Source organism: Flavobacterium procerum, assembly GCF_042431625.1.
Classification (GTDB): domain Bacteria; phylum Bacteroidota; class Bacteroidia; order Flavobacteriales; family Flavobacteriaceae; genus Flavobacterium; species Flavobacterium procerum.
The window spans coordinates 329,819-340,878 of sequence record NZ_JBHLYW010000007.1 but is presented as its reverse complement, the minus strand read 5'-3'; the positions used below and the strand labels follow the sequence as shown (position 1 = coordinate 340,878).

The 11,060-nt window shown below is 31.9% G+C and carries 13 protein-coding genes; 11 read left to right on the top strand and 2 right to left on the bottom strand.

The window, feature by feature from the left end:
• The first annotated feature begins 388 nt into the window (after window positions 1–388).
• Window positions 389–1,090: a hypothetical protein gene (locus tag ACFFLS_RS07085; protein WP_379685836.1), complete on the top strand. Its 702-nt coding sequence runs from the start codon at window positions 389–391 to the stop codon at window positions 1,088–1,090.
• 209 nt (window positions 1,091–1,299) lie between these two features.
• Here the strand turns inward: ACFFLS_RS07085 and ACFFLS_RS07080 are convergent, their stop codons facing one another.
• A complete protein-coding gene (locus tag ACFFLS_RS07080; protein ID WP_379685835.1) occupies window positions 1,300–2,091 on the bottom strand; it encodes a DUF5995 family protein in 792 nt (263 codons plus the stop codon).
• 640 nt (window positions 2,092–2,731) lie between these two features.
• Between ACFFLS_RS07080 and ACFFLS_RS07075 the strand changes: the two genes are divergently transcribed.
• The 10 genes from ACFFLS_RS07075 (at window position 2,732) to ACFFLS_RS07030 (ending at window position 10,214) form a co-directional block, all read left to right on the top strand.
• Window positions 2,732–3,055 carry a hypothetical protein gene (locus ACFFLS_RS07075; protein WP_379685834.1) on the top strand — a complete coding sequence of 108 codons (324 nt, stop codon included), beginning with the start codon at window positions 2,732–2,734 and terminating at the stop codon, window positions 3,053–3,055.
• Window positions 3,056–3,166: 111 nt separating this feature from the next.
• Entirely contained in the window at window positions 3,167–3,661 is a 495-nt protein-coding gene (locus ACFFLS_RS07070; protein WP_379685833.1) for a hypothetical protein, read from the top strand.
• An 80-nt stretch (window positions 3,662–3,741) separates the two neighbouring features.
• On the top strand, window positions 3,742–4,182 hold the full coding sequence (locus tag ACFFLS_RS07065) for a hypothetical protein (protein ID WP_379685832.1): 441 nt from the start codon (window positions 3,742–3,744) through the stop codon (window positions 4,180–4,182).
• Window positions 4,183–4,210: 28 nt separating this feature from the next.
• Complete coding sequence (locus tag ACFFLS_RS07060; protein WP_379685831.1) at window positions 4,211–4,798, top strand: hypothetical protein; 588 nt, start codon at window positions 4,211–4,213, stop codon at window positions 4,796–4,798.
• Window positions 4,795–5,424 carry a hypothetical protein gene (locus ACFFLS_RS07055; RefSeq protein ID WP_379685830.1) on the top strand — a complete coding sequence of 210 codons (630 nt, stop codon included), beginning with the start codon at window positions 4,795–4,797 and terminating at the stop codon, window positions 5,422–5,424. The genes ACFFLS_RS07060 and ACFFLS_RS07055 overlap by 4 nt, the downstream gene beginning before the upstream one ends.
• 71 nt (window positions 5,425–5,495) lie before the next feature.
• A complete protein-coding gene (locus ACFFLS_RS07050) occupies window positions 5,496–5,978 on the top strand; it encodes a DUF3592 domain-containing protein (RefSeq protein ID WP_379685829.1) in 483 nt (160 codons plus the stop codon).
• A gap of 325 nt (window positions 5,979–6,303) precedes the next feature.
• A complete protein-coding gene (locus ACFFLS_RS07045) occupies window positions 6,304–7,335 on the top strand; it encodes a hypothetical protein (protein ID WP_379685828.1) in 1,032 nt (343 codons plus the stop codon).
• A 6-nt stretch (window positions 7,336–7,341) separates the two neighbouring features.
• Window positions 7,342–8,262 carry a hypothetical protein gene (locus tag ACFFLS_RS07040; protein WP_379685827.1) on the top strand — a complete coding sequence of 307 codons (921 nt, stop codon included), beginning with the start codon at window positions 7,342–7,344 and terminating at the stop codon, window positions 8,260–8,262.
• Window positions 8,263–8,267: 5 nt separating this feature from the next.
• A complete protein-coding gene (locus ACFFLS_RS07035; protein WP_379685826.1) occupies window positions 8,268–9,488 on the top strand; it encodes a hypothetical protein in 1,221 nt (406 codons plus the stop codon).
• A 15-nt stretch (window positions 9,489–9,503) separates the two neighbouring features.
• Window positions 9,504–10,214 carry a hypothetical protein gene (locus tag ACFFLS_RS07030; protein ID WP_379685825.1) on the top strand — a complete coding sequence of 237 codons (711 nt, stop codon included), beginning with the start codon at window positions 9,504–9,506 and terminating at the stop codon, window positions 10,212–10,214.
• Between the two features lie 58 nt (window positions 10,215–10,272).
• Here ACFFLS_RS07030 and ACFFLS_RS07025 read toward each other — a convergent pair whose 3' ends face one another.
• Complete coding sequence (locus tag ACFFLS_RS07025; protein WP_379685824.1) at window positions 10,273–10,650, bottom strand: GreA/GreB family elongation factor; 378 nt, start codon at window positions 10,648–10,650, stop codon at window positions 10,273–10,275.
• Between the last annotated feature and the right edge of the window lie 410 nt (window positions 10,651–11,060).

Below are 11,060 nucleotides of genomic sequence, written 5' to 3'. Positions count from 1 at the left end.
GCGCTAGCAGTGGAAATTGAAAAAAAAGAAAAAAATAAATTAAAAATTTACCCGCTAGCGCGAGCGTCCCGCTCGTGAACGCTATCTAAATCAATTTTAAAAACTATACGTGCACGAGCGAGACGCTCGCGCTAGCAGTGGAAATTGAAAAAAAAGAAAAAAATAAATTAAAAATTTACCCGCTAGCGCGAGCGTCCCGCTCGTAAACGCTATCTAAATCAATTTTAAAAGCTATACGTGCACGAGCGGGACGCTCGCGCTAGCGGGGTTTCTACTTAGTGTCGTGTTTGTTTACAAATTAAACGAGCAGAACGTTAATTGCAATTCCAAAAAAATTTGTAAGAATCTGTTTTGTTTCTATCTTTAGTCTTTAGAAAAACAAAAAGACATGAATACACCCAACAGAATCTATTTTTTAGGAAATCCGTATCCAAACGGTCACGCTTTAGAAGAATTTGAATGGAGCGGCAGAATTGAAGAAGACGAATCTATTTGGTTTGATTTTCATCTAAAAACCGAAAATTATTACGCCGAAGACGACACAAAACTGAATGACGAAGAAGATGAAGAAGATGAAGAAGCTGCAAGCGACTGGGATTCTAAAGTAGTCTGGGAAAATTTTCATCGTTGTACCCTATCTTCAACCTTTTGGGGCGATAACGGAATTAAAATCAATACAACTGCTGAAAAAGTCACTTTTAATGATATTATAAAAGAAGCTTTACTGGCAGACACTTTTCCGCTAGGCGACGATTACGATTATGATGATGTTGCTTTCGGAATTTATTTGCTAGGACACGACAGCTGCGCCAATCATCGTATTCAAATTACTCCAACAGCTTCCAACCAATTTGATATCGACTGGTCCGGAAAAATCGCTTTGACTTATGTGGGTGACGACGAATTTAGATATGATTTTAAACTGCAGCTTCAAAACGTACAATTTGACGGTTTTCACTATCCTAAAACCTGGTCATTAGAAAAAGCCAGCGATTTTTTTAAAACCCGTTTCGCAGATTTTGAAGAATATGAGTTTGTTAATTTGAACCCGAAAAGTAATAAAAGGGAATATAAGTTTAAGAAGAAATAGTTTGTGAAAAACAACATTGAGCAAGATATACAAAACCTGACAAGCAGTTTACTCGAACTGGTAAATACCTATTGTTGGAATACGATTTCGAAAAACTTACCCGCTAGCGCGAGCGTCTCGCTCGTGAACGCTATCTAAATCAATTTTAAAAACTATACGTACACGAGCGAGACGCTCGCGCTAGCAGTGGGCTAAAATTGTTATATATTTCACGCCACAGCACACTCCATATTATTAGCTTCCATAATCTGCATATCCCTTATTTTGTCGGCGATAGTTCCTCTTTCGAATAAGCGGATGAATTTGAAAACGGCACTCACAAAATATCCTGGGTTCGAAACCAATCGAGCGATTTCTGTAATTCTTTTATCTCTTAGCTGTGTACAGGCTTCTCTTTCGTTTTCGGGAACGGCTACAAATTCGTTGGCAAATTTCCAGGCGCCGTTTCTTGCGGTTTCCATGCTAAAATCAATACAAAGTGTGTCTATTTTTCCTGTGCATTTTAATATCCAAGCGAGCGTTGGCCAAATTTTAACTAAGCATTTTTCGACACCAGCAACCAAATTGCTGAGAATGGAGTTTATTTGGTCGAAATCATGTTTTAAATCTGCAATGTCTTCTACGGTGCACACTTCGGCCGAGGCTATTCCTAAATCAAGGTTGATATGCGCATTCATTCCGAGGAGAAGATGCTGGAGTACTATCGGCCAGAACTTTTCGGCTTGTTCAAAGGCAAATCCCCAACATTCAGATGGTTTTTCTTTGGCTTGATACTCATAATATGCTTTTAAGTACCGATTGGCAAAAGTCACATCCAGCTTTTCCATTCGCTCGCCATTCTGAAAAGAGCCGGCCAAAATACCTTCTTTCACTTTTACCGTGACTTCACGATATAGAATAGCAAACAACCCTAAATTGCTTTGGTCGAGCTTTGATTTTTCTATTATTTCATCTAAAAATAAAATTACCTCATCTATAGTTTGCGCTTGTTTCATACTCATTTATAATTGGTTATGGTTATTCAGAAGAACGAATTTAACAATTTTATTCTTTCAATGAAAACAAATTATTAGTATCTAAAAAGATTTAATTTATGGAGCGATTCAATTACAGCAATCAAAAAAATAAAACACATTTATGTCCAAAACAAATAATAAAACTGCTGTTTTTATATTATTTATAACCCGTTGGCTGAAACTATTTTTTTTCAATTCAATCACAATCTGCTTAGATATAAATCTGCTTTAATCTGTCTAAATCTGCGTGAAAAATTAATACCCAAAAATATTTCACGCTCCCAATAGCTATCGGGATTAAAGGATTTCTGCAGATAAAATTAGATTTTAATTCTTGAATGAAACTATTATATTCTATTTCACCCAACGAGTTTTTATATTATTTTCGTACAAAAAAGCACCGCTAGCGCGAGCATCTCGCTCGTGAACGCTATCTAAATCAATTTTAAAAACTATACATGCACGAGCGAGACGCTCGCGCTAGCAGTGGAAATTGAAAAACAAGAAAAAAATAAATTAAAAATTTAACCCTGTAATTGACCTAAAGGTTTTTATATAATAGCTACTTGCAAAAAACTAGAAATCTAGTATAAAATGGGTATCGTTACATTCATTAATAAATAAAATGTTTAGAGATAAGTACACAGATATTGAACTAGCTGAAAGGACAAAACTAATTTGGTTTGAACTAGAAAAACAATGCGCAGAACTCAATTGTGATGAATTTGAATATTATTGGGAAATTTGGGGCTTGGCGTGGACAGTTTATTCTGTAGTAGTTGCTCAAAGTCAAAAATTCTTAAGTTTTTCAAATAATGATGTTTCAAGTGAAGATTTAGATTTTTTGGTAAAACAAGGAAAAATTGAGATAATTAAAATTTACGAAAGACACGAAATGACAGACGAATTCGATAGAGTAAGATATCGAATTATTAAAAAAATCGATTAACATTATTTGTTGAAAATTCTTGGCTAACGAAATCGTATCGGTTTGTATCAAAATATTTTCTTTATATTAGCTCGAGACGTGAAAACCAAACCGAAAAGCTCTATAACCAAAATGAAAAACAACATTGAGCAAGAAATACAAAATCTAACAAACCAATTACTCGAATTGGTAGCCTTAAATTGTTGGAATACAATTTCAAAAAACTTAGTGTTTATTTTATCTAATATTTCTGAAACCGATACAGCAGGAGAAAATGTTTTTCTTCATCGCCATAACAAAAACATTGCTAATAAAAAGAAAACACCTCAACAATTCAATGACGCGATTTCAAATCTGGCAAAAATTTACGATTCGGTTTACGATATAAATCTATATGTTTATAAAGCCGAAAAAAATCGAACTATACTTGATATTCGGTATTTTCTTAAAAGCGAACTTGATCCGGAGTTTTTATCAGTTGTTGCAGACAATTCGCCAATGCTTCATTGTAAAATTGCACACCCTCCTTATCGAAACACAAACAGCAAATTTGATGTTAACTGGGAACTGGGCGGTATAAGACATAATTGGAATATGTTTTGGTACAAAAGAAAATTTGAAAAATAAATACCAGACAAGATGTTAATCCCAAAAGCTCAAATCTGTAACCATTCAAAACCAATTTAGAAACTTTAAATATTCATGAATTGAAAAAAATAATCATCCTCCTGTTTATTGTCCTATTTTCATCCTGTAAAGAAAATAATGAAGCTGAAAAACTTATGTACAATCAACTTGTAAACTGTCGAGATGAATTAAAAATGTATTCAGCAACTGCAGATGGACAAGTTGATGTTCGCATTGCAAAAGAGAAAACAGGCAAAAATATCCTTGAAGAAAGAAAAAGAATTTTACTCGATTATGAAAGATCTTTTGAGAAATTAAAATTTGAGGAAAGAGATAAGCTCGTTAAACTACGTGATTCATTTAATGAGAAACATAGATTACAACTACATTTCGACACTTCTAATTATAATCATAATGTACCGGATACCGTTTTTAAAATAATAATGGAAATTGACTTTTATCGTCTAAAAATAAGCTTTCAAAATATATATTTACTAAAAAATGGATACTTATGTATTTAAAAACCTTTAATTTTTTTATTGAAATTGAATGAAAAAACTATTGATAAAATGTAAAGGCATAAGAACCAATGCGTATTTTATACCGCCATTTGAGTTAAGAGAAGGAGAATTGGTTTTCCTTTATTTGCACAATGGACCTCATTATCAAAACATTAAAACCGAATTACTTGATATTTTTACTGGAAAAATAAAAAATGAGAATGTAATTATCTCAAAGTCTCTAACTTATGTGGATTATTTTAGAGAATCAAAATTTAGAAATTTGTTTTTCCCACTTAGAGTCGGCAACTATTTAAAGAAAAAAGCCAATCTAGAAAGTAAATTTATCGAGAAAATTTATGAATTTCCATGGATTAATAAGGAAACCAAAATAGAGGATCTTTACTGGAATTCTAAAAGACTACTTTCATTATACGCTACATTTTCTACTACCAAATATATTATTTTTGAACTAGCTGGACAAGGAGGTGCTGATGCAAGCGAAATGGTTGATATCATTAAAAATGAAATTAGAAAAGAAGGTGCCGCGATACTTCTTGACTGGTCTCCCGATATGAAAGATAATTGCGATAAATTTATAGCTTCAGAATGGTTAATACAAAACAGTCAAAAATGACAAAACACAAACAGTTTTTATACCGTATTTTTTTGCTTTCAGTACTTGCATCTTTGTTTATTTATTCTTGTAATACTGCAAAAACTAATAATGAAAAAAATAATGTAATAGAAAATCATGTTGCCGAAAAAACACTGGATATTGAACTTAGTTTAGGAAAAATTGAAAAATACCTTGAAATCGAAAAAAGACAAAACTCGATTGATGTAACTCGCAAGTATTTTGTCGATATTGACGAAGGAATTTATCCTTATATTAAAAATCATAGTTTTGAAATTCCGAGAGAATTTGAAGTGCCAACTGAAAAAGCAATCGAATTAAATAAATCCTATTACTACACCAATGAAGGAGATGTAAAACTTATTTTGTATGAATGGAACGCTTCGAACAGAACAGAAGTCGAAAACGGAAAATTCAAATCAATATTTCTTGCCATTGAAAAAAAGGTTTCTGAAAAAATTGGTCCGTCTTCTTTAAAAAATATTGAAAGCGAAAAGATTAAAACTGATGATACTTTCCGCGATGACATAAAATGGGAAACTCAAGAACTAAACGCTTATTTGTTTAGATTTGGAGACAGAAATAACGATTATAATCAAATAAGATTGGCGATTTATAAAGATTGATAGTTATCTTCGTTCATGTGCGAGACTCGTGTAGCAACAAAGATTTCTTAACTTAAACAAACTATTCATTTATGCTGAATTTTGATAAAAAATATTGGATTATATTGATTGTGACTTTCATTTTCTGTATGTTTTTTAAACCCGTACTCTGTTTCCTGATTCTCGGAACATTTGCATTGGGTTATGCTTGTTATTCTCTCGTATTCTTGAATAAAATCAACAAAAACGGAATCGAAATTGATGGAAGAATCCTGTCTTACGAATCTGATAGCGAAGGTTATAAAACGCCTGTTATTGAGTTTCAGATTGCTGCGGGAATAATAATCACGGGAAAACCTTTTTTGCATACCTCAACAGACCTTGACAAGTTTCGAACTTACAGCGGCAACATCAACAAAACCATTAAAATTATCTACAGTCCCGATAATCCCCAAAGGTTTATTCTAAAAAACAGTTTTAACGGTTTCGGGATGGTGCTTTTTATAATTGTGGGTTTGGTCTTTTTGGGTATTTCTATTGGAAATCTGCTGGGGTATAATGCTATATTTAATTGATTTTATATCGATAGCATACGAACGAAACGTTTGTATTGGTCAGAGAAATTACTAATTTGACCATCTTTAAAATATAAAAACTTAAAAAGCGTAAAAGCCTAAAAAGCCTTTACGCTTTTTTTCTTCATCCTTTCCAAAATAAGGAAATAGAGTACTTATTTCGTTTTATTTACGGATTTCCGTAAAACCACTGATTGTAAAGCCATTAGTTTTGGATAAGAAATTAATTTGAGTTTGTTCACATACACCTTTTGTTGCAAAACGAACTTATAGTCATTTTTTAACAACCAAAATAAAACAGATATAATCTTAAATTTTATAAACAATGAGTAAAAAATCAATTCAAGTAACCGACATCTTTTTGGCTATTCTTGCCGTTTTGTTAATTAGCGTAAGTTTCTACCAAACCTGGCTGGGACTGGATCAGATATTTGGTCCTGCTTCTTTCATAATCGCTTTAGTTTTATCGTTTTTATTGCTGTTTTTAGTATGGATGATACGATCTGCAAAAGTACAAGGCAATTCAACTTCAAATCTGGTTGGAATTTATGTTTTTATAGCTTCCTTTTGTTTCATAGCCAATTTTAATGCTCTCTATACCAGATTTATGAAAACCGATATTTATACTACTCAATTGAGGGATATAAACGAACATTTTAACAATTTGGAAGCCGATGTTCAATCAAAACTGAGCTATAAATACAACAAGGAAACTGCTCAGGATATTGAGATTAAAAAGAAACAAATGATGGAGCAAATTAAAGATCCTGGAAATAAAGGAATTGGTGCCAGAGCTCAGTCATTAATAAGAGACATCGAAAAATTAACGGGACAAAAAGTAGATTTTCTTACTCCTGTTGGCAATGATTATGATGATCTGGCAGAAAGAATGGGATTACAGATTGACAATATGATTTCTGACTTATCTCACGAAGAAAAAGCTTTGAAAACCGATATCAATAATGCAGTTTTAAAATGGAACAAGAAAATTCAGGATTTACTATTGCTTTCTAAAAAAGAAAAGGATGATCTCTCTCAGGGTTTAATTGATGATTCTTTATCTGAATATAATAAACTAGGAAACCGCGCCCATGCCGTTTTAGGTGATGATAAATTTAAATTTACTCCAGAAATTTCAAAAACACAGGATGTTGGAAAAATTGGTTTTGCCTTTGACCACGCTGTTAAAAACTTTGGGATGTATCAGTTTGTAGTATTAATGGGCTGTATACTTTTAGACTTTGTTATTGTAATTATTGTTTTACTGGCTACTCCAGGCAATGGAGACAGCAGTAATAATTCGAGTATATTCAGTGGTAGTAAAAGAAACGGAAAAGTATTAATTGCTAAAAACTAAATCAAGATGACTGAAGAAAACAACACTTTGAAACCTTTGAGTCTTAACGATGAAAAATTAAAACCAATTTCATACGATACTCCTAATAACACAAAATCTGATTTTGTTCCTTTAGCCAATGCCAGTACTAATCAAATCAAAAATAAAGACAGTAATTTTATTTTCTTTTTTGGTGTGGGAGAATCGGGAAAATCGGTTATTCTTTCTTCAATTTTATATTATTTGAGCTCTCAGGCAGGTGTATTACGTCCAAAACTAGGTACTCCCAATACAAAAGAAGCTCAGGTTTTGCTGGCTGATTTTTTTGAAAACATCAGACAAGGTATTCTGCCTAACAGAACTACCCGCGATCAGGTAACAAGATTGGATTTAATATTTGAACCCAATAATAAGTCTAAAAAAGTACCACCAATCAATCTGACTTTTTTGGAAACTTCGGGCGAAAACCATAAAGATATAAGCAGAGGCGGTACTTACCACAGCAGCATAGAAGCATATCTGAATGCTAATATTCCGCTAACCTTTATTATTGTTACCAGTTACGATAATGCACATTTGGAAGATACCTTAATAAATGAATTTCTGGATGAGCTTGAACGAAAGGGGAAAAACCTGAAATCGATAAATGTAATTCTGGTTATTTCAAAATGGGACAAATCCGGAAGAACAGATGTATCTAACGAAGATGAATTGGAAAATTTTATTAATGAAAGACTGCCAAGAACCAATACCCGAATAAATTCTTATGAGCTCAACAAAACCTATTTTACAATTGGCAGTATTGAAAATAATGGCAATGGAGAAAGAATAACTCTTTTAAATCTGGCTCCTGCAGAGGTCTTGTCAAACTGGCTTTATCAAAGTATTGTAGGTTATCCGTTGGATTATGAAGGAACTTTTTGGGAACGATTAAAATTTAGCTTTTAAAACTAATGACACAAAACATATATCTGCTGGCTTTTGGCACATTTGGAAATCCTTACGGTTTTAGGCAAACCTTTTTTTTAGGAAATCAAAATATTGCTAAATCAATCAAAACATTCGACCTTAATACTAATGCCATAAAACTATTCGAAAATAGTATTTTATATACTATTCGTAAAGAATCAGTAAATGGATTTAACGCCATTGCCTACTCTAAATATTCATTTGCTAAAGAAAAAAACTCTGATCGAGGAGGAACTTTTATTGGTGCCTCTATTCTATTTACCAATGAAATTGCCGAAGAAAATCTGACAATTACCAAATTAAACCAATTTCATGAAATACTTGTCCGTAAAAACATCGACGACAAAACCATAATGGTCAATCATTCTGATGATTTTATTGTTGATCTTCCTGCAGATTTTGATAAACTCAGTTTTAATCTTAAGAATATTGGTGAACCTTCAGATTTTAGGTCATCAAATTCAAATCTGGTTGTCTATTCTCGTATAGATGACAACTCCTTACATCTGAATTTTAAAAAATCGTTAGAATTATTGAATAATTTCGACACTATCTTTTTTACGGACAATCAGGAAATTGCCAATTTTACGGTTTCTAAAAATATTTACAGAACAACAGATGAAGAAAGATTTGAAGATGAGATTCAAATTGTAAGAGAAGAAAAAAAGAAGCAGAGACAGCTTGTACAAAATGATTTTGAAAAAGAAATTGCTGAGCTGGAAGAAAGCAAAAAGGCAAGTATCAAAACACTTAAAGATAGTGTCGATCAAAACCTAAAACTTCATCAAGAAAATGGTATAAAGCTGGAAGAATCAAAAAAACAAATAACCATTGTTGAAAATAAGTATTTAGAATTTTCAAGAAAAATAAAAGAAGCTATAAACTATATACATACGGATAAAAAAATTGAAGAAATAAAACAATTTCATAATGAAAACAAACGTGAGTTTATGAGCTTTATAAACGAAAATGTAAAACCTCAATATATAAGTAGTTTACAATCAAAAACAGCATCTTCTTTTAGAAATCTTCCTAACCAAGACTGGCCTCAATCTAATAACGAATTTCACAGAAGACGAGATTCCGAAAAAGAATCATCCGGAACCTATAAATTCCTCTCAATTTTATTTTTCTCTTTATGGATTTTAACTTCTCTATATTTTATATTTTTAGATGAAATAAATAAGCTTTTATTAGGAAATTAAACTCTTTTAAAATTTATGATTGATATTCTTGAATTAAGCAAAAAAGTACTAACCCGCCTTGCTTTTCTTGGAAAAGAAAATGCAATTAGAGATTCAAATGAACAACTCATTTTTCCATTGAAGAGATTAACTGATGGTACAAAAGAAACGATTCGGATATCTGAACAGGAAATGCGTCTTTTATTTATTGAAGAGTTTAAAATAAAATACCCTAATCTTTATTATTCGATTGAAACACCTACAACCGGAAAATTTTCATTTGGAAAAACATGGAATGAAATCAAACTTGAAAATGAAGGTCAGTCTGCGTCCCATGATATGTGTATATTCGAAAAAAAAGATTCAAAATACGAACGTATTATGAACATCGAATTTAAACATCGTAATTCGGGGATTGCTAAAAGCGGAAAAGATGTTTTAAAATTAATACGAGAAGAACAAGATGGAGCATTTATTCATTTACTGGAAAACACTAATAGCAATACAATAATTAGTGTTTTTAGAAAACTCGCCGAATCTTTTGAAAAATTTAAAACAGTTTGGATTCAGGAAAATAAAACGATACAAATAGTCATTCTTTCCTTAGAGCAGAAAAAACTAATACATTGTGAACTGCGAAAAAGTGATTTATTCGACAACAATTTTTTTGTACTGGAACAAAAATTCGGGAATATCGATAAGTTTAATAATAGTTATTGGAGTCTTGTTGAATTAGATAAAAATTAAAAGCCCCAAAAGAAAAACTCTTTTGGGACTTTTTTAATAAATCTAAAAAAAACAATATTTAAGCTTCTACCTCTACTTTCAAAATCTCCAATTTCAGATTTCCTTTTTTGGCTGGCCATTCTATAAGGTCGCCCTCTTTGTATCCAATCATAGCAATTCCTTCATCTGAAAGAACCGAAACTTTGTTTTTGCTTGCTTTTGATTTTTCTGGACCAACCAAAAGAATAGTTTTTTCTTCGTTATTACTATGATTTCTGTATGTAATTTTTCGGTTTATAGAAACAACGTCTTCCGGAAGATCTCTTCTCAATACTTGAGAGGCATGTTTTAATTGCCCCAGCAAAAGTTCTTCTTCCTGTGGTGTTACTTTTTTTCTTCTTACGTGATCTTTAATTAAATCGTAGGTTCCAGTGGTTAAAACAATATTTTGTGACATAACTTTCTTGTGTGCTTCATTTTTCATCAATAATGAAATACAACTCTTCACTGATTTTTTACAGTCTCGTTGCGTTCAGTGCTATCTCATCCTGAATTGAAAATGAAAGATTAAATAAATTGAAACTGGATTAATGAAAGTGCTCCCTGTCTAGAGTTGTGACAGGGCAAAAGGAATAAACTCTTTTGAGCTTCTTAAGAAAGTATCGTCATGCAGATACAACAAGGTGTGCAACAAGCACATCAAACCAGTATTTACTAAATAAAAATTGGCTGTTACCATTATTGTAATTCTTTTCCTCGCAAGATACGCTTTTTTCTTACAAAAAAAAACAATTCTATTGGTTAAAAGTGATTCCAACATCTAATCAAAAAATTCTATCTTTAGCAGAAAAAAAAGAAAATTTGAAA